Source organism: Streptomyces sp. NPDC003248, assembly GCF_055563235.1.
In genome coordinates, this window is the sequence record NZ_JBVHDT010000002.1 from 713,487 (window position 1) to 730,793 (window position 17,307).

Consider the following 17,307-nt stretch of genomic DNA (forward strand, 5'->3'; position numbering starts at 1 on the left):
TACGCCCGACGACTCACGACCCACAGGGCCCGTCCCGCCGCTCTCCGCGCGTCGGGGCGGGCCCTGGCCGTTCCCTACGCCATCCACCGGTCGGGCCGCGCGTCCCGGCGCCCGGTGCGGGACCGCTCCGCCTGGGCCAGCAGCAGCTCCCCGGCCTCTCTCGCGTCCCGCAGACGCGCCGTCACGGTCTTCCCGGCTCCCGTGTCCACGTGCACGTCCGCGACGCCCCAGAGCCGCTGCCAGGGACCCTGCGAGAGCCGTACGCTCTGGACCTTGGCGTGCGGCACGAGCGCCAGGCTCCGGCGCAGGAGCCCGTGCCGTACGGCGAACACCGCCTCCGTGACGGCGAGGCCGTGGCCCCGCCACCAGAGGGGGAGGCAGCGCCCGGCGCGCTGCGGGGGCCGGGACAGCGCGGCCGCCGCCGGGACGGCCGTGCCGGGCAGCACGCGCGCGACGACGGCCTCCGCCGCCCCGCGCGGGGCGACCGGCACGAGCACGGAGTTCGCCGATCCGGCCACGTCCAGCTCGACCCGCACCCACCCCCGGCGCCGCCACAGCAGCGGCTCGACGATCCGCACGGTCTGCACGCGCCCGGGCGGCACCGTCTCGTGCGTACGGTCCAGCAGACCGTGGTCGATCCGCAGTCCGTCCGGCGACTCGCCGACCGTCCAGTCGTACTCGACGGCGAACCGGCCCGCGCTCCTCGCGCCCGCCGCGCCGAGCAGCGGCACGCCGGTCGCGAGGACCGTCCACACGCTGTGGGTGGCCGGCCACAGCGCGAGCGGCACGACGAGCGCGGCCACGAGCGCGCCCCAGGCCGCGCCGGTCAGGACCAGCGAGACCGCCAGCTCGCGCGCCGGCACGCGCAGCAGCTCGCGCGCCGGTGCCTCACCGACCTCGTGCGCCGTCTCGGGCGCGAACCCCGCGGCGCGCGCGAGCAGCTCGGCCCGCAGCGCGCGTGCCTCGGCCTCGCCCAGGAAGGCGAGTTCGTCCTTCTTGTCCGTGCCGACGACGTCGAGGCGCAGCTTCGCCACGCCCGCGATCCGCCCGAGCAGCGGCTGGGTGACGTCGACGGCCTGGACGCGCTCCAGCCGGATGTGGACGGTGCGCCGGAACAGCAGGCCGGTCCGTATGCGCAGTGCGGAGTCGGTGACCGCGAAGTGTGTGAACCACCAGGACAGGAACCCGTAGAGGCCGGCCGCGGGCACGACCACGGCGAGCGCGATCAGCAGGGTCGTCGCGGTCAGCCGGGTCAGCTGCGCGTGCGCCTGGTTCGGGTCGTGCGCGGCCCAGCCGGCCAGCACCGCGACGGGCGCCCACGCCCGCCGGAACGGCGTGACGGGATGCAGCCGGCGCTCGGCGACGACCCGCGCGGGGGGCCCGCCGGGGTCGGCCTCGTCGGCGCCCGGGGCCGTCACAGACCCGCCGATCGGGCCTCGCCGAGTGCGGTGAGACGGTCCCGCAGCCGTTCCGCCTCGGCCGGGTCCAGGCCCGGGATCCTCGCGTCGGTCGCGGCGGCCGCGGTGTGCAACTGGACGCCGGCCAGTCCGAAGTGCCGCTCGACGGGCCCCGAGGTCACCTCCACGAGCTGCATCCGCCCGTACGGCACCACCGTCTCCTCGCGCCACAGCACGCCCCGGCTGATCAGCAGGTCGTCGGCGCGTTCCGCGTACCGCCAGGACCGCCAGTTGCGGCCCAGCACGACCCAGCCCCAGCCGATGCCCGCCAGCGGCAGCAGGGCGAAAGCGGCCCACGCCGGGCCGGCGAGCAGCCCGAGCGGCACCCCGAGGCCGGCGGCCGCCGTCCCGAGCCACACCACCAGCAACAGCCGCCGCATCCGCAGCAGCCCCGGAGGCAGCCCGGTCCACACGGGACCGGCCCCCTCCGTCCGCTCGCCCGCCGTGCTCCCCGTTTCCATGCGGCCAGCGTACGTAGGGGAGACTGGGGCCATGACTCCTACGACGGAGACCACGGTCGGGATCGGCGGTGCCGCGGAGAGCACCGACATGGTGCTCAACATCGGGCCGCAGCACCCTTCTACGCACGGCGTGCTGCGGCTGCGGCTCGTGCTGGACGGCGAGCGCATCACCCACGCGGAGCCGGTGATCGGCTACATGCACCGCGGCGCGGAGAAGCTGTTCGAGGCGCGGGACTACCGGCAGATCATCATGCTGGCCAACCGCCACGACTGGCTGTCCGCCTTCTCGAACGAACTGGGCGTGGTCCTCGCCGTGGAGCGCATGCTCGGCATGGAGGTCCCCCCGCGCGCGGTGTGGACGCGCACCCTCCTGGCGGAGCTGAACCGGGTGCTCAACCACCTGATGTTCCTGGGCTCGTACCCGCTGGAACTCGGCGGCATCACGCCCGTCTTCTACGCCTTCCGCGAGCGCGAGGTCCTCCAGAACGTCATGGAGGAGGTGTCCGGCGGGCGCATGCACTACATGTTCAACCGCGTCGGCGGCCTCAAGGAGGACCTGCCGGCCGGATGGGCCGCACGCGCGCGTGCGGCCGTCGCCGCCGTGCGCTCGCGCATGGACGTCTTCGACGACCTGGTGCTCGGCAACGAGATCTTCCGCGGCCGCACCCGCGACGTCGGCATCCTCACCCCCGGGGCCGTGCACGCGTACGGCGTGAGCGGGCCGATCGCGCGCGCTTCGGGGGTCGACCTGGACCTGCGCCGCGACGAGCCCTACCTGGCGTACGGGGAGCTCCAGGACACCCTGAAGGTGGTGACCCGGACCGAGGGCGACTGCCTCGCCCGCTTCGAGTGCCTCCTGGAGCAGACGCACAACGCGCTCGACCTCGCCGACGCCTGCCTGGACCGGCTCGCCGACCTCCCGCCGGGCCCGGTCAACCAGCGGCTCCCCAAGGTCCTCAAGGCGCCCGAGGGACACACGTACGCGTGGACCGAGAACCCCCTCGGCATCAACGGCTACTACCTCGTCAGCAAGGGCGAGAAGACCCCGTACCGCCTGAAGCTGCGCTCGGCCTCGTACAACAACGTCCAGGTGCTCACCGAGCTGCTGCCGGGCACGCTGGTCGCGGACATGGTGGCGATCCTGGGGTCGATGTTCTTCGTGGTCGGCGACATCGACAAGTAGCGCGACACCGACAAGCAGGCGGCGATCGGCAGGCAGGCGGCGATCGGCAGGCAAGTGGCGATCGGCAGGCAGGCGGCGATTGGCAGGCAAGTGGCGATCGGCAGGCAGGCGGTGAGCCGGCAAGCAGGCGGCGGCGGAGGGCCGGCCGCCGAGCCGACCGGCCGTCATTCCTCCGGGAGGAGCGGGTTCGGCATCCTCACCGGCTGGAGCAGCCATCCGAAGTCGCCCAGTCCGCCGGGTGCGGTGAGCTCGGCGGCCTCCCCGGCGCCCGCCAGGGCGCGCACGTACGCGGAGGGGTCCGTGCTCGCGAGCGAGAGCGGGGGGCGTGCGCCGGTGACGCCGAGCGCGCGCAGCGCGGCGCGCTGGCTCAGCAGACGCGCTCCCGGGGACGCGCACGCCGCGGCTTCCGCCCCCGCGTGCCCCACGCACGCCGCGGCCTCCGACCCCGCGTCCGCGCACGCGTCCAGCGCCACGTGCGCCGTGATGTCGCACGACCCGTCCGGTACGGGCGCCGTCCCGCGCCCTCCCCGGAAGCCGGTGAGCGTCCCGGACGCGGGGCGCGTGTCCACGGTGTGCGCGTAGTCGACCGCCACCGCGAGCCCCCGCGCGAGGCACGAGACGGCGGACGCCCACGCGGTGTCCCGGGGCCGCCCGATCTCGGCCCGCAGCCCCTCCTCACCCGGCAGCGGCCACCACCGAGCCAGCCACTCCGCGTCCGCGCCCGACACCGGCTCCCCGAGCCGCTCGGCCCCGTCGTCCCGCACGAGCACCAGCCGCGCCACGCCCGCGGAGTCCGTCTCGGCGACCTCGACGGGCACGTTGTCCAGCCACTCGTTGGCGAAGAGCAGGCCGGTGACCTGCGGTGGAGGCTCCGCGAGCCAGGTGATCCGGTCCGCGAGGACCGCCGGGCGTGCGGCGACCTCGACGGCGTAGGCGCGCGTGCGGGCGGCCACGTCGGCGGGGAGCGCGGCGAGCACCCCGGTGACCAGTTCGCCGCGTCCGGCGGCCATGTCGACGAAGTCCAGCGTCGCGGGCCGGCCGAGCGCCCCGTCGACCCGGCACAGCAGCCGGGCCACCGCCCGGGCGAAGAGCGGCGACGCGTGCACGGACGTACGGAAGTGCCCGGCGGGCCCCTCGGGCCGCAGGTAGAAGCCGCCCGGTCCGTACAGGGCGGCCTGCGTCGCCGCCCGCCAGCCGCGCCACCCGCCGGGGTCCGTCACCTTCTCCACCACCTGGTCAGACTATGCGCACAGCTGATCACCGCCTCCACCTTGCGGAGTACGCGCGCCGGTCGCGGATCGGCCCTCCGGTTGACCCGTGCACTCGTCACGCTTCCCTACTCTGGGTTACGTGCAGCGCCTCTATGACTTCCTCCGTAGGCACCCGACCGGGGTCGACGGCTTCTGGGCCCTCGTCCTGTTCGGGATCTCCCTCGTCTCGGAGACGACACGGCAGGAGGCCACCGGCACGGACTCCCCGACGGTCGTCGTGCCGGTCGTGCTCCTGTTGTGCCTGGTGATCGCGTTGCGCCGCCGGCTGCCCGAGAAGATGCTGCTGCTGGCCGGCGCGCTCGGGCTGGCGCAGCTGGTGCTGGACGTCCCGACGACGGCCGCCGACTTCGCTCTGCTGGTGATCGTGTACACGGTCGCCGCGACCGGCGCCCGCTGGGCGTCCAGGCTCGCGCTGGGCACGGGCCTGTGCGCCGCCACGCTGGCGCAGCTGCGCTGGCCCAGCGCGCAGACGGGCGTCGCGGGCAACATCGCGCTCGTCGTGTTCCAGACGGTGCCGTTCGCCCTCGCCTGGGTCCTCGGCGACTCCATACGCACCCGCCGCGCCTACTTCGCCCAGCTGGAGGAGCGCGCGGCCCGCCTGGAGAAGGAGCGCGAGGCCCAGGCGAAGGTCGCGGTCGCCGCCGAACGGGCCCGGATCGCGCGCGAACTGCACGACGTGGTCGCGCACAACGTGTCGGTGATGGTGGTGCAGGCCGACGGCGCCGCCTACGTCCTCGACGCCGCCCCCGACCAGGCGAAGAAGGCCCTGGAGACGATCTCCTCCACCGGCCGGCAGGCCCTCGCCGAGATGCGCCGCCTGCTGGGCGTGCTGCGCACCGGCGAGCACCAGGAGGGCGGCGAGTACGTGCCGCAGCCGGACGTCGAGCAGATCGAGGACCTCGTGGAGCAGTGCCGCGGCTCCGGACTGCCCGTGGACTTCAAGATCGAGGGCACTCCGCGGCCGCTGCCCAGCGGCGTCGAGCTCACCGCGTACCGCATCGTGCAGGAGGCGCTGACCAACACGCGCAAGCACGGCGGTCCCGACGCGGGCGCCAGCGTGCGCCTGGTCTACTTCGACGACGGCCTCGGCCTGCTCGTCGAGGACGACGGCAAGGGCGCCCCGCACGAGCTGTACGACGAGGGCGGCGCCGACGGCCAGGGCCACGGCCTGATCGGGATGCGGGAGCGGGTCGGCATGGTCGGCGGCACCCTGGACGCCGGCCCGCGCCCGGGCGGAGGATTCCGCATCAGCGCCCTGCTCCCGCTGAAACCGGCACATTGACGTCCGCGCACGCACCCCCGTTGACACCTGTCACGACCCGGCGCACGACACTGGCCACCACAGCGCGAAACCCCCTTCGCATCCTGCGAAACGACACGGAAGAGGACTCGATCCCGATGACGATCCGCGTGATGCTCGTCGACGACCAGGTGCTGCTGCGCACCGGCTTCCGGATGGTGCTCGCCGCCCAGCCGGACATGGAGGTCGTGGCCGAGGCGGGCGACGGCGTCGAAGCCCTCCAGGTGGCGCGGTCCACGGCGGTCGACGTCATCCTCATGGACGTGCGCATGCCGAAGCTGGACGGCGTGGAGGCCACCCGGCGCATCTGCGCGGAGACCGACCCGCCGAAGGTGCTGATCCTGACCACCTTCGACCTCGACGAGTACGCCTTCTCCGCGCTGAAGGCGGGCGCCTCCGGGTTCATGCTCAAGGACGTGCCGCCCGCCGAGCTGCTCGCCGCCATCCGCTCCGTGCACAGCGGTGACGCGGTGGTCGCCCCGTCCACCACCCGCCGGCTCCTCGACCGGTTCGCGCCGATGCTGCCCAGCACGGTCAAGGAGCCCCGGCACAAGGAGCTGGAGCGGCTCACCGAACGGGAGCGCGAGGTCATGGTGCTGGTCGCCCAGGGACTGTCCAACGGCGAGATCGCGGCCCGGCTGGTGCTGTCCGAGGCGACCGTGAAGACCCACGTGGGCCGCATCCTGACCAAGCTGGGGCTGCGGGACCGGGTGCAGGTGGTGGTCCTCGCCTACGAGACGGGCCTCGTACGGGCCGGAGGGCGCTGAGCCGCAGGCGTCTCCGCCGAACCGCCGAAGCCCTTGCCGAAACCCCTGCCGGAACCCCGGACGGCCGGAGTCCCGGTCCGACTGCCGGAGTCTCGGCCCGGCCGCCGGAGTCCCGGCCCGACTGCCGGAGTCTCGGCCCGGCCGCCGGAGTCCCGGTCCGACTGCCGGAGTCTCGGCCCGGCCGCCGGCATCCGGGTCCTGCCGCCGGAGTCCCGGTCGAACCGCGGCGAACGTCACCCATGCGCGGCGGACACGCATTAGGGTCTGCGCATGCTCCTGTGGATCAACGGCCCCTTCGGGGGCGGCAAGACACAGACGGCACACGAGATACAGCGCCGGCTGCCCGGCAGCGTCGTCTGCGACCCCGAGCACGCCGGGTTCGGCCTGCGCCGCGTGCTGCCGCCCGAGCTGCGCGGTGCCCGCGGCGGGACGCCGCTGATCGAGGACTTCCAGGACCTGGTGTCCTGGCGGCAGGGCGTCGTCGAGGTCCTCGACCTGGTGCTCACCCGGCACGACGGCGTGGTCGTCGTCCCCATGACGGTCACCGACCCGCGCTGCTTCGACGAGACCGTCGGCCGGCTGCGCGCACTGGGCCACGACGTCCGTCACTTCACGCTCCTCGCGGAGCGGGAGACCGTCCTGCGGCGACTGCGCGAGCGCGGCTTCGGCCGCCTGGTGTCGTACGTCGCCCGCGGCGCCGGTCCCCGGCGCGAGAGCTGGGCCGTCCAGCGGCTGGACCACTGCCTGGAGCGGCTGAGCGAGCCGGAGTTCGCCGAGCACCTGTGGACCGACCAGTCGACGGTGCCGAAGACGGCGGACCGGATCGCCGTCCTGGCCGGTCTCACCCTGCGCCCGAACACGGAGGGCGCGCTGCGGACACGCCTGCGGCAGGCACGGGTGGGACTGCGGCACGTCCGCATCGACTGACGGGTGGGGCGGGGTGTCATCGGCTGCTGCTGCCGCTGCCGGTGTCGGCGCTAGCGCAGTATCCCCTCGAGGAAGTCGCTGCCCAGCCGGGCCACCGCCGTCACGTCGAGCTGGTGCAGCACGTACCGCCCACGCCGGCGCGTGGTGACCAGGCCCGCTTTCTTCAGCACGCCGACGTGCCGGGATATCTCGGGCGCCGTCATCGCGTGCACCTGGGCCAGCTCGGTCGTCGTGTAGGCGCTGCGGGCCAGCAGGCGGCAGATCCGCATCCGCACCGGGTGGGACAGCGCGGTCATCCGCAGCGTGAGCTGCTCGACCGAGGGCGGCGAGGCCAGCTCCGGCGAGCTCAGCGGATAGTGCACCACCGGCTGCCAGCCGTACTGGTGCAGGACCAGCAGGTGCGGCCAGCCGAGGCTCGTGGGGACGAGGAGGAGGCCGCCGTCCTCGGTGGCGGTGCGGCCCTCGACCAGCTTGTCCACCGTGATCCGCGCGGCCCGCTCCTCCAGCGCCACGGCGGAGGAGACCGAGGCGAGCGCGTCCGCGAGGCCCTTGCGGTGCAGCAGCTCCGTCTTGTGGCGGGCGTCCGCGGCGAGCGGGTGGCGGACCCGCGCCCAGACATCGGCGAAGAACGCCTCGTCGCACTCCTCCAGGAACTGCCGCACCCAGGCACGCACGCGGGGCGGGTCGTCGAGCAGCCGCCGGGTGAAGCGCACCTGGCGCGGGCCGCGTGTGGCGGCGAGGTCGAGGGCCCGGCGGCGCAGGTCCGGGTCGGAGAGGACGCCGGGGCCGGGCAGGTCGTACCCCGGCGCACAGGTGAACTCCAGCGCCGAGTCCGCGAACTGCTCGTCCGTCAGCTTGTCCAGGAGGTCCAGGTCCTCGGCGAGGGTGGCGCCGGGGAGCGTGGTCCTGCCGGGGACGCCCGCGCAGGGCAGGAACAGGTCGGAGAACGTGGTGCGCCACAGGAAGTCGGCCTCGCACATCCGGTCGGCCAGGTGCGAATCGAGGCGTGCGGTGACGCTCGTGACCCAGCCCTGGAGGCCGGGGTGGTGGCCCGGCTCCGACAGCGCGTGCAGCGCCATGCCGAGCTCGGCCAGGGGGGAGGGCACGATCGCGACCCTCTCCGGCCGCAGCCCCGCGATGTCGATGCTCACGCTCATGCCCTCATGGTGCACCCCGCCACTGACAACGCCGTCGTCGATTGACGACCGTCGTCAATCGACGCGACGCGGCGCACGGGCCCGGCGCAGTCTGGGACACCGGGGCGACCGCGGAGCCTTCCGGGCCCCCTGTTCCGACGTCACGTCTCCACTCCCGCGTCACGATCTCCGTTCCCGCCTCACGTTCCCCGTTCCCACGTCACGAGGAGAAGCCGGCCATGAGCATCACGCAGCAGTACGTCCTCGACACCTACCGGGCCCGGCAGCTCGGCGAGCCCGTCCCGCCCGCACCCGGCGCCCACGACCGGCAGGTCGTCCGCGGCCTGCGCGACCGGCGCCGCTTCCGCGCGGTCCTCGCCGGCCGCCCGGTCCGCGGGCGGATCCGGACGGCCCTGGGACGCCTCACGCACCCGGGGCCGCGCTCCATCCGCTGACCTCGTCCGTCGTCGTCCCGTCCGTCAGCGCGGTCACCCGCGCCATGAACCGGGCCACCGCGGTCCGCACGTCCGCCGCCGTCCAGGCCAGGCCGTCGGCGCGCACGGTGACCTCGGTGACGCCGAGGCCCGGCCCGCCCCGCATCCAGTTCACGCCGAACAGCAGCGTCCCCGTCTCCTCGGCCTGCCGCAGCGCCGCCTCGGTGAGCACCTCCGGGTCGTACGGCAGCCAGACCTGGAACTCGTGGGTGTGCGGCACCTCGGGGTGCACGCGTACCCACGGCACGCCGGCCGCCGCGAACCCCTCGCGCAGCGCGGTGGCCACCACGCGCGCGTGAGCGACGTATTCCGGAAGCCGGGGCAGTTCCCGTTCGAGGCCGACGAGCGCCGACAGAGCCGTCGGGAACTGCTGGAAGACCGTGCCGCCGTAGCGGTGCCGCCAGATCCTGGCCTCCTCCACCAGGGTCAGCGGACCGGCGAGGGCCGCGCCGCCGAAGCCGTCGAGGGACTTGTAGAACGACACGTAGACGCTGTCCGCCAGACCCGCGATCTCCTCCAGGGGGCGGCCGAAGTGGACGGTGGACTCCCACAGGCGCGCGCCGTCGAAGTGCACCACCGCGTCGCGTTCGCGGGCCGCCGCGACGACGTCGGTGAGCTCCTCCCACGAGGGCAGCAGGAAACCGGCGTCCCTGAGGGGCAACTCCAGCATCAGTGTCCCGAAGGGCTCCTCGTGGTCGCGCACCTCCTCGGCCGTCGGCTGCCGGTGCTCGCCGGTCAGCCGCACCGGGCGCAGCCCGCTGACCAGGCTGAGCGCGCTTCGCTCGTGCACCTCGGGGTGGGCCAGCGCGTGCAGCGCGACCGTGGGGTCGCCGGTGCGGCCCGCCCAGCAGCGCAGCGCGACCTGCTGGGCCATCGTGCCCGTCGGGAAGAACGCGGCGGCCTCCGTGCCCAGCAGCGCCGCGACCCGCCGTTCCAGGGCCTCCACGACCCGGTTGCCGTACATGTCGCCGGGCTCGTCCACGTCGTACACCTGCGGCGCCGCCTCCTGGAGCAGGGCGAGCTGTTCGCGCAGGGTCCTGCGGAAGCCCGCGCGCGACAGGACGCGTTCCGCCGTCCGGTACGCGTTCGCGCGGCGCTCCCTGAGCCGTTCCCCCGCGGACAGGCCGGTCACCTCGCGCCCCGCGCTGCCGTGCGCCGCCCGCCCGGCGCTGTCGTGCGCCGCCCGACCCGTGCCGCCCTGCGCCGCCGGGCCCACTGCGGCCCGGTCTGTCGCCGCCTGGTCCGCTGCCGCCTGGTCCGTCGTCGCCCGGCCCCTGCTGTCCCGCGCCGTCTCCGTCATGCCCCGGATCATGCCGTGCCCGCCCGCGCGGGTCACCGTCGTTTCCGCGAGGAGGCCGCGGACCGCGCGGCCTCCCGCCGTGCTGCCTCCCGCCTTGCCCGCCTTGCGGGCCGCGTGAGGCCTCCCACCCAGCGGGCTTCCGCTTCGGCCCCCCACCCCGCGGCCCCCCCGCGGCCTCCCACCCCGCGGTCTCCCGCCCGGTGGCCCCCGGGGCTTCCGCCCGGGGCGCCCGTCTCTTCCCGGCCGGCCGCGGCCCGCGGGTCACCCACAGCCTGTGGACGAACGGACGCCCCGGGAACCGATCGCGTTAACATGACGAGAAATCGTCCGGTACCCGGAGCGGACTGGAACGGGAAGGCCGCCGTCGCGTGAGTACAAGCCAACAGCCAGACCCCAGGGACCGCCCCGCGCGGCTCACCGTCGGCGTCGTCGGCGCCGGCCGTGTGGGCCCGGCGCTCGCCGCCTCCCTCCAGCTCGCCGGGCACCGCCCGGTCGCCGTCTCCGGAGTCTCCGACGCCTCCCGGCGACGGGCGGCCCTCCTGCTGCCCGACGTGCCGCTCGTGCCGCCCGCCGAGGTCCTCCAACGGGCCGACCTGGTCCTGCTGACCGTCCCCGACGACACCCTGCCCGGGCTCGTCGAGGGCCTCGCCGAGACCGGCGCCGTACGGCCGGGGCAGCTCCTCGCGCACACCTCCGGGCGATACGGCGCGCGCGTGCTCGACCCCGCCCTGCGCGCGGGCGCGCTGCCGCTGGCCCTGCACCCGGCGATGACCTTCACCGGCACGCCCGTCGACGTCCAGCGGCTGGCCGGCTGCTCGTTCGGCGTGACCGCGCCCGACGAGCTGCGGCTGGCCGCCGAGGCCCTCGTCATCGAGATGGGCGGCGAACCGGAGTGGATCGCCGAGGAGAGCCGGCCGCTCTACCACGCGGCCCTCGCCCTGGGCGCCAACCACCTGGTCACCCTGGTCGCCCAGTCCATGGAGCTGCTGCGCGCGGCCGGCGTCGAGGCTCCCGACCGGATGCTCGGCCCCCTGCTGGGCGCCGCCCTGGACAACGCGCTGCGCTCCGGCGACGCGGCGCTCACCGGCCCCGTGGCCCGCGGCGACGCGGGCACGGTCGCCGCGCACGTCAGCGAACTGCGCAAGCACGCCCCCCAGACCGTGGGCGGTTACCTGGCGATGGCCCGGGCGACCGCCGACCGCGCGCTCGCCCACGGACTGCTCAAGCCGGAGCTCGCCGAGGACCTCCTCGGGGTACTCGCCAACGGGACCGACGGCGCCGAGGGAGATGCCGGATGACCACGACCCTGCTGCGCACCGCCGGCGAACTGCACGCACGCACGCGTGCGGGCCGCCGGGCCGTCGTGATGACGATGGGTGCCCTGCACGACGGACACGCCACCCTGATCCGCACCGCCCGCGAGCTCGCCGGGGCGGACGGCGAGGTCGTGGTCACGGTCTTCGTCAACCCGCTCCAGTTCGGCGCGGGAGAGGACCTCGACCGCTATCCGCGCACCCTGGACTCCGACGTCAAGATCGCCGAGCAGGCCGGCGCGGACGTCGTGTTCGCCCCGTCCGTGGACGAGGTCTACCCGGGCGGCGAGCCCCAGGTCCGCGTCGCCGCGGGCCCCATGGGGGAGCGCCTGGAGGGCTCCTCGCGCCCCGGCCACTTCGACGGCGTGCTGACGGTCGTCGCCAAGCTGCTGCACCTCACGCGGCCGGACGTGGCCCTGTTCGGGCAGAAGGACGCCCAGCAGCTCGCCCTGATCCGCCGCATGGTGCGCGACCTGAACTTCGGCGTCGAGATCGTCGCCGTACCGACCGTGCGCGAGGAGGACGGGCTGGCCCTGTCCAGTCGCAACCGGTACCTCTCCAAGGCCGAGCGGCGCACCGCGCTCGTCCTCTCGCAGGCGCTGTTCGCCGGCCGGGACCGGCACGCCGCGCAGGAGGCGCTGCGGGCACGCGCGCGTGAGGTCCCCGCCACGCAGGCGCGTGCCGAGGCGCTCAGCGCCCTGGGGGAGTCCCGCGCGGCCGCCGACGCGCACGCCGTCGCCCAGGCCGTCCCCGGTGCCGCCGCGGCCGTCCGTGCCGCCGCCCGCCTCGTCCTCGACGAGGCCGTCCGGCTGAGTCCGCCGCTGGAGCTGGACTACCTCGCCCTCGTCGATCCCTCCGACTTCACCGAGGTCGAGGACGACTACACCGGCGAGGCCGTCCTCGCCGTCGCCGCCCGGGTGGGGACGACCCGGCTGATCGACAACCTTCCCCTCACCTTCGGAGCCGCCTCGTGACCAGCACAGGCATACGACTGCACGCGCCCGCCCCCGGGTGGTCCATCTCCGCGGACGTCGTGGTCGTCGGTTCCGGGGTCGCCGGCCTGACCGCCGCCCTGCGCTGCGAGGCCGAGGGGCTGACCACGGTCGTCGTCACCAAGGCCCGCCTGGACGACGGCTCCACCCGCTGGGCGCAGGGCGGCATCGCCGCGGCGCTCGGCGAGGGCGACACGCCCGAACAGCACCTGGACGACACGCTGGTGGCGGGCGCGGGCCTGTGCGACGAGGACGCGGTGCGGATCCTGGTCACCGAGGGCCCCGACGCCGTACGGCGGCTGATCTCCACCGGCGCCGCCTTCGACACCGACGACGAGGGCGGCATCCAGCTCACCCGCGAGGGCGGCCACCACCGCCGCCGCATCGCGCACGCCGGCGGCGACGCGACCGGCGCGGAGATCTCCCGCGCCCTCGTCGAGGCGGTCCGCGCGCGCGGGCTGCGCACCATCGAGAACGCGCTCGTCCTGGACCTCCTGGCCGACGCCGACGGCCGCACCGCGGGCGTCACCCTGCACGTCATGGGTGAGGGACAGCACGACGGCGTGGGCGCCGTGCACGCCCCGGCGGTCGTCCTGGCCACCGGCGGCATGGGCCAGGTCTTCTCCGCCACCACCAACCCGTCCGTCTCCACGGGCGACGGCGTGGCCCTCGCCCTGCGGGCCGGCGCGGAGGTCTCCGACCTGGAGTTCGTCCAGTTCCACCCGACCGTGCTGTTCCTCGGCCCGGACGCGGAGGGCCAGCAGCCCCTCGTCTCCGAGGCCGTCCGCGGTGAGGGGGCCCACCTGGTCGACGGGGACGGCGTCCGCTTCATGGTGGGACAGCACGAACTGGCGGAACTCGCGCCGCGCGACATCGTCGCCAAGGGCATCACGCGCCGCATGCACGAGCAGGGCGCCGACCACATGTTCCTCGACGCCCGTCACTTCGGCGCCGACATGTGGGAGCACCGCTTCCCGACGATCCTGGCCGCCTGCCGCGCGCACGGCATCGACCCAGTCACCGAGCCGGTCCCGGTCGCCCCGGCCGCCCACTACGCCTCCGGGGGCGTGCGCACCGACTCCCACGGCCGCACCACCGTCCCGGGCCTGTACGCGTGCGGCGAGGTCGCCTGCACGGGCGTGCACGGCGCGAACCGGCTCGCCTCCAACTCGCTCCTGGAGGGCCTCGTCTACGCCGAGCGCATCGCCGCCGACATCGCGGCGAGCCGCGCGGACGGCGGGCTCCCCGCGCGCGTGCCCGCGCCGGCCGGGCAGCGGCCCGACGGCCCCGGGCGGTCCGGGCAGCCCTCCCAGCGCCCCGGGCAGCCGTCCCAGCAGCCGCCCGAGCACCCGCTGCTGGGCGCCGAGGCCCGCTTCGCGATCCAGCGGATCATGACCGACGGCGCGGGCGTCCTGCGCTCCGCCGACTCCCTGGAGAAGGCCGCCGACCAGCTCCAGCGGCTGCATGCCGAGGCGCGCGACGCGCTGGCCGAGAACGGCAAGACCGCCGAGCCAGGCGTCGACACCTGGGAGGCCACCAACCTCCTGTGCGTGGCCCGTGCCCTGGTCGCCGCCGCGCGGCTGCGCGAGGAGACCCGCGGCTGCCACTGGCGCGAGGACCACGCCGACCGCGACGACACCGACTGGCGCCGTCATATCGTCGTACGGCTGAATCCGGACCGGACCCTCGCCGTACGCACCACCGATACCGCAGACTTCCCCCCTACCCGGCAGCACCAGCAGGAGCAGTGACACAAGTGAGCACCCCCGAGGACCTTCCCCTCGTCCAGAGCGGCGGCTGCGGCGACGGCTGCGCCTGCGGCGCGGACGCCGGCCACGACGACGAGGAGTACCTGGAGTGCGGGCTGGACCCCGCGCTCGCCCAGCTCCTGGCCGACGCCGGGCTCGACCCGCTGGAGGTCGAGGACATCGCCAACGTCGCCATCCAGGAGGACCTGGACCACGGCGTGGACGTGACGACCGTCGCGACCATCCCCGAGGACGCGGTCGCCACCGCCGACTTCACCGCGCGGGAGGCGGGCGTGGTGGCGGGCCTGCGCGTCGCCGAGGCCGTGCTCTCGGTCGTCTGCACGGACGAGTTCGAGGTCGAGCGGCACGTGGAGGACGGCGACCGCGTGGAGGCCGGGCAGAAGCTGCTGTCGGTCACCACGCGCACCCGCGACCTGCTCACCGCCGAGCGCAGCGCGCTCAACCTGATGTGCCGCCTGTCCGGCATCGCGACCGCCACGCGCGCGTGGGCGGACGTCCTGGAGGGCACCAAGGCACGGGTGCGGGACACCCGCAAGACCACCCCGGGCCTGCGCGCCCTGGAGAAGTTCGCCGTCCGCTGCGGCGGCGGGGTGAACCACCGCATGTCGCTGTCCGACGCGGCCCTGGTCAAGGACAACCACGTGGTGGCCGCCGGCGGTGTCGCCCAGGCCTTCGAGGCCGTGCGCGAGGCCTTCCCGGACGTGCCGATCGAGGTCGAGGTCGACACCCTGCACCAGCTGCGCGAGGTCGTGGACGCCGGCGCCGACCTGGTCCTGCTGGACAACTTCACCCCCGGCGAGTGCGCGGAGGCCGTCGGCATCGTCGGCGGGCGCGCGCTGCTGGAGGCGTCCGGCCGGCTCACCCTGGACAACGCCAAGGCGTACGCCGACACCGGCGTCGACTTCCTGGCCGTGGGCGCCCTGACCCACTCCTCGCCGATCCTCGACATCGGCCTGGATCTGCGAGCGGCGGAGTAGGAGCGGGATCCGGCCATGCTGCTGACGATCGACGTGGGGAACACGCACACCGTGCTCGGCCTGTTCGACGGTGAGGACATCGTCGAGCACTGGCGCATCTCGACGGACTCCCGCCGTACGGCCGACGAGCTCGCGGTGCTCCTCCAGGGCCTGATGGGCATGCACCCCCTCCTCGGGGTGGAGCTGGGCGACGGCATCGACGGCATCGCGATCTGCGCGACCGTCCCCTCGGTGCTCCACGAGCTGCGCGAGGTGACCCGCCGCTACTACGGCGACGTGCCCGCGGTGCTCGTCGAGCCCGGCGTGAAGACCGGTGTGCCGATCCTCTTCGACAACCCCAAGGAGGTCGGGGCCGACCGCATCATCAACGCGGTCGCCGCGAACGAGCTCTACGGCGGTCCCGCGATCGTCGTCGACTTCGGCACGGCGACGACGTTCGACGCGATCAGCGCGCGCGGGGAGTACGTCGGCGGCGTCATCGCCCCCGGCATCGAGATCTCCGTGGAGGCCCTCGGCATCAAGGCCGCGCAACTGCGCAAGATCGAGGTGGCCCGCCCCCGCAGCGTGATCGGCAAGAACACGGTCGAGGCGATGCAGGCGGGCGTGATCTACGGCTTCGCGGGCCAGGTGGACGGTGTCGTCAGCCGGATGGCACGCGAGCTGGCGGACGACCCGGACGACGTCACGGTGATCGCCACGGGCGGCCTGGCGCCGATGGTGCTGGGCGAGTCCTCGGTGATCGACGAGCACGAGCCGTGGCTGACGCTGATAGGGCTGCGCCTGGTGTACGAGCGGAACGTGTCCCGCATGTGACCGGCGCACGCCCCCCCGGGGGCGCCGCGCGCAGACGGGACCCGTTTCCCTGCGGCCCGGTCTGGAACCGGTCCGGACCGGCTCAGACAAGACCGGTCCGGTCCGGCTCAGACAAGACCGGGCCGGGCCGGACCGGGCTGGGCAAGACCGGCCCCGCGGACCGGAACAGGACCAGACAAGAACTGACCGGGACCGGATCAGGACCGGCCCGTGCCGGATCGCTTCGGCCCGTGCCGGACCGCTTCGGCCCGTGCCGGACCGCCCGCACGGGTGAGCCGGCGCGGGCCGCGGGCGGATTAGGGCACGCCACGCCTGACCGTTATACCGAGATTGTCTGATTAGCGCGTATCGTCGCCGCATGCCCACGCCATACGGATCCCGCGGCGGCATGGCGTTCGGCGCGGAGGAGCTGCGTGTGCTCCGCCGCGCTCTCGCCCTCGCCCTCCACCCCGGTCCCGCCTCGGCCGAGGACGTCCAGGACTGCCACCGCCTCGCCGAGTCCCTCGACGAGGCGGTGCGTGAGACCGCCCGGCTGCGGGCCTTCCTGGTGGCCGACCTCGCCCGGTACCGCGCCGCCCTGCCCGGCACCGCGGCCGGATACCTCACGCTGCTGGAGGAGGTCCTGGCCGCCGGCCACCGGCCCGGCGCGGACGACCTCGCCGCCCTGCGCGCCCTGCGCGGCAATCCGGCGGCGGCCGTCCTCCTGGCCCACTGCCAGGTCCTCGCGGAACAGGACGTACGCGCCCGCCTGGCGCGCCAGACGGCCCGTCGGCCCGCTCCGGCGGCTCCCGTGGTGCCGGTGTCCCGTATGCGCCTCCTGGCCCTGCCCGGGGGCCGGGCGGAGGCCGTGGACCGGGTGTCCGGCGGCCGGGTCGCCGTGGCCGCGGACGGCACGGACGGGGAGCCGGGGAAGAAGCCCGCCCAGAGGCCCGCCGCACCCCACCCCGCTCCCGGCCCCGTGCCCGTGAAGCCTGCCGCGCCCGAGCCCCCGCGTCGGCCCGTCCCCACGCCGGGCGAGGTCTTCCCGCGCCGCAAACCGGTCCCGCCGCCCGCCGGGGCCGGGAAGCGGCGGCTCGCGGTCTGCTGAGGGAACGGCACCGGGGCGCCCCGCCGCACCCGACCCCGCCCCGGAGCCCCCCTCCCTCCT

Annotated in this window: 16 protein-coding genes; 11 read left to right on the top strand and 5 right to left on the bottom strand. The window is 74.9% G+C overall.

The annotated features are described in order from the left end of the window. Nucleotides 1-74 precede the first annotated feature (74 nt). Together ACZ3KJ_RS08560 and ACZ3KJ_RS08565 are read right to left on the bottom strand one after the other, a co-directional pair. The gene (locus tag ACZ3KJ_RS08560) at nucleotides 75-1,418 is read right to left on the bottom strand and encodes a PH domain-containing protein (protein WP_467525654.1); all 1,344 of its coding nucleotides are present in this window, start codon (nucleotides 1,416-1,418) and stop codon (nucleotides 75-77) included. After that, the gene (locus ACZ3KJ_RS08565) at nucleotides 1,415-1,918 is read right to left on the bottom strand and encodes a PH domain-containing protein (protein ID WP_467525656.1); all 504 of its coding nucleotides are present in this window, start codon (nucleotides 1,916-1,918) and stop codon (nucleotides 1,415-1,417) included. The genes ACZ3KJ_RS08560 and ACZ3KJ_RS08565 overlap by 4 nt, the downstream gene beginning before the upstream one ends. A 31-nt stretch (nucleotides 1,919-1,949) precedes the next feature. On the opposite strand from ACZ3KJ_RS08565, the gene ACZ3KJ_RS08570 reads away from it, so the two are divergent. After that, nucleotides 1,950-3,101, top strand: coding sequence for an NADH-quinone oxidoreductase subunit D (locus ACZ3KJ_RS08570; protein WP_467525657.1), 1,152 nt, complete (start codon nucleotides 1,950-1,952; stop codon nucleotides 3,099-3,101). A 164-nt stretch (nucleotides 3,102-3,265) separates the two neighbouring features. Here ACZ3KJ_RS08570 and ACZ3KJ_RS08575 read toward each other — a convergent pair whose 3' ends face one another. Further along, the gene (locus tag ACZ3KJ_RS08575) at nucleotides 3,266-4,333 is read right to left on the bottom strand and encodes an SAM-dependent methyltransferase (RefSeq protein WP_467525659.1); all 1,068 of its coding nucleotides are present in this window, start codon (nucleotides 4,331-4,333) and stop codon (nucleotides 3,266-3,268) included. A 118-nt stretch (nucleotides 4,334-4,451) separates the two neighbouring features. On the opposite strand from ACZ3KJ_RS08575, the gene ACZ3KJ_RS08580 reads away from it, so the two are divergent. The 3 genes from ACZ3KJ_RS08580 (at nucleotide 4,452) to ACZ3KJ_RS08590 (ending at nucleotide 7,366) form a co-directional block, all read left to right on the top strand. Beyond that, nucleotides 4,452-5,654 carry a sensor histidine kinase gene (locus ACZ3KJ_RS08580; protein ID WP_467525661.1) on the top strand — a complete coding sequence of 401 codons (1,203 nt, stop codon included), beginning with the start codon at nucleotides 4,452-4,454 and terminating at the stop codon, nucleotides 5,652-5,654. A gap of 116 nt (nucleotides 5,655-5,770) precedes the next feature. Next, nucleotides 5,771-6,439: a response regulator gene (locus ACZ3KJ_RS08585; RefSeq protein ID WP_467525663.1), complete on the top strand. Its 669-nt coding sequence runs from the start codon at nucleotides 5,771-5,773 to the stop codon at nucleotides 6,437-6,439. A gap of 270 nt (nucleotides 6,440-6,709) precedes the next feature. Beyond that, nucleotides 6,710-7,366 carry an AAA family ATPase gene (locus tag ACZ3KJ_RS08590; RefSeq protein ID WP_467525665.1) on the top strand — a complete coding sequence of 219 codons (657 nt, stop codon included), beginning with the start codon at nucleotides 6,710-6,712 and terminating at the stop codon, nucleotides 7,364-7,366. A 50-nt stretch (nucleotides 7,367-7,416) separates the two neighbouring features. Here ACZ3KJ_RS08590 and ACZ3KJ_RS08595 read toward each other — a convergent pair whose 3' ends face one another. Then, nucleotides 7,417-8,523 (bottom strand): DUF5937 family protein, encoded by a 1,107-nt coding sequence (locus tag ACZ3KJ_RS08595; protein WP_467525667.1) that lies wholly within the window; start codon nucleotides 8,521-8,523, stop codon nucleotides 7,417-7,419. A 218-nt stretch (nucleotides 8,524-8,741) separates the two neighbouring features. Between ACZ3KJ_RS08595 and ACZ3KJ_RS08600 the strand changes: the two genes are divergently transcribed. Continuing rightward, nucleotides 8,742-8,957: a hypothetical protein gene (locus tag ACZ3KJ_RS08600; RefSeq protein ID WP_467525669.1), complete on the top strand. Its 216-nt coding sequence runs from the start codon at nucleotides 8,742-8,744 to the stop codon at nucleotides 8,955-8,957. Here ACZ3KJ_RS08600 and ACZ3KJ_RS08605 read toward each other — a convergent pair. Further along, on the bottom strand, nucleotides 8,926-10,296 hold the full coding sequence (locus tag ACZ3KJ_RS08605; protein WP_467525671.1) for a threonine aldolase family protein: 1,371 nt from the start codon (nucleotides 10,294-10,296) through the stop codon (nucleotides 8,926-8,928). The genes ACZ3KJ_RS08600 and ACZ3KJ_RS08605 overlap by 32 nt on opposite strands. A 368-nt stretch (nucleotides 10,297-10,664) precedes the next feature. Here ACZ3KJ_RS08605 and ACZ3KJ_RS08610 point away from each other — a divergent pair, with 368 nt between their 5' ends. The 6 genes from ACZ3KJ_RS08610 to ACZ3KJ_RS08635 all read left to right on the top strand — a co-directional run bounded on the left by ACZ3KJ_RS08610 (nucleotide 10,665) and on the right by ACZ3KJ_RS08635 (nucleotide 17,247). Beyond that, complete coding sequence (locus ACZ3KJ_RS08610) at nucleotides 10,665-11,594, top strand: Rossmann-like and DUF2520 domain-containing protein (protein WP_467525673.1); 930 nt, start codon at nucleotides 10,665-10,667, stop codon at nucleotides 11,592-11,594. Then, nucleotides 11,591-12,583 carry a pantoate--beta-alanine ligase gene (panC, locus tag ACZ3KJ_RS08615; protein WP_467525675.1) on the top strand — a complete coding sequence of 331 codons (993 nt, stop codon included), beginning with the start codon at nucleotides 11,591-11,593 and terminating at the stop codon, nucleotides 12,581-12,583. The genes ACZ3KJ_RS08610 and panC overlap by 4 nt, the downstream gene beginning before the upstream one ends. Continuing rightward, nucleotides 12,580-14,352, top strand: a complete 1,773-nt coding sequence (locus ACZ3KJ_RS08620; RefSeq protein WP_467525677.1) for an L-aspartate oxidase — start codon at nucleotides 12,580-12,582, stop codon at nucleotides 14,350-14,352. The genes panC and ACZ3KJ_RS08620 overlap by 4 nt, the downstream gene beginning before the upstream one ends. Before the next feature lie 5 nt (nucleotides 14,353-14,357). Continuing rightward, nucleotides 14,358-15,347: a carboxylating nicotinate-nucleotide diphosphorylase gene (nadC, locus tag ACZ3KJ_RS08625; RefSeq protein ID WP_467525678.1), complete on the top strand. Its 990-nt coding sequence runs from the start codon at nucleotides 14,358-14,360 to the stop codon at nucleotides 15,345-15,347. A gap of 15 nt (nucleotides 15,348-15,362) precedes the next feature. Then, nucleotides 15,363-16,160, top strand: coding sequence for a type III pantothenate kinase (locus tag ACZ3KJ_RS08630; RefSeq protein ID WP_467525680.1), 798 nt, complete (start codon nucleotides 15,363-15,365; stop codon nucleotides 16,158-16,160). A gap of 388 nt (nucleotides 16,161-16,548) precedes the next feature. Next, nucleotides 16,549-17,247, top strand: coding sequence for a hypothetical protein (locus tag ACZ3KJ_RS08635; protein ID WP_467525785.1), 699 nt, complete (start codon nucleotides 16,549-16,551; stop codon nucleotides 17,245-17,247). Nucleotides 17,248-17,307 lie beyond the last annotated feature (60 nt).

What these genes read in the sequence shown, in the direction of transcription:
- ACZ3KJ_RS08565 (WP_467525656.1), bottom strand. Translation starts at nt 1,918, where the DNA reads ATGGAAACGGGGAGCACGGCGGGCGAGCGGACGGAGGGGGCCGGTCCC.
- ACZ3KJ_RS08570 (WP_467525657.1), top strand. Translation starts at nt 1,950, where the DNA reads ATGACTCCTACGACGGAGACCACGGTCGGGATCGGCGGTGCCGCGGAG.
- ACZ3KJ_RS08585 (WP_467525663.1), top strand. Translation starts at nt 5,771, where the DNA reads ATGACGATCCGCGTGATGCTCGTCGACGACCAGGTGCTGCTGCGCACC.
- ACZ3KJ_RS08590 (WP_467525665.1), top strand. Translation starts at nt 6,710, where the DNA reads ATGCTCCTGTGGATCAACGGCCCCTTCGGGGGCGGCAAGACACAGACG.
- ACZ3KJ_RS08595 (WP_467525667.1), bottom strand. Translation starts at nt 8,523, where the DNA reads ATGAGCGTGAGCATCGACATCGCGGGGCTGCGGCCGGAGAGGGTCGCG.
- ACZ3KJ_RS08600 (WP_467525669.1), top strand. Translation starts at nt 8,742, where the DNA reads ATGAGCATCACGCAGCAGTACGTCCTCGACACCTACCGGGCCCGGCAG.
- ACZ3KJ_RS08605 (WP_467525671.1), bottom strand. Translation starts at nt 10,296, where the DNA reads ATGACGGAGACGGCGCGGGACAGCAGGGGCCGGGCGACGACGGACCAG.
- panC (WP_467525675.1), top strand. Translation starts at nt 11,591, where the DNA reads ATGACCACGACCCTGCTGCGCACCGCCGGCGAACTGCACGCACGCACG.
- ACZ3KJ_RS08630 (WP_467525680.1), top strand. Translation starts at nt 15,363, where the DNA reads ATGCTGCTGACGATCGACGTGGGGAACACGCACACCGTGCTCGGCCTG.
- ACZ3KJ_RS08635 (WP_467525785.1), top strand. Translation starts at nt 16,549, where the DNA reads ATGGCGTTCGGCGCGGAGGAGCTGCGTGTGCTCCGCCGCGCTCTCGCC.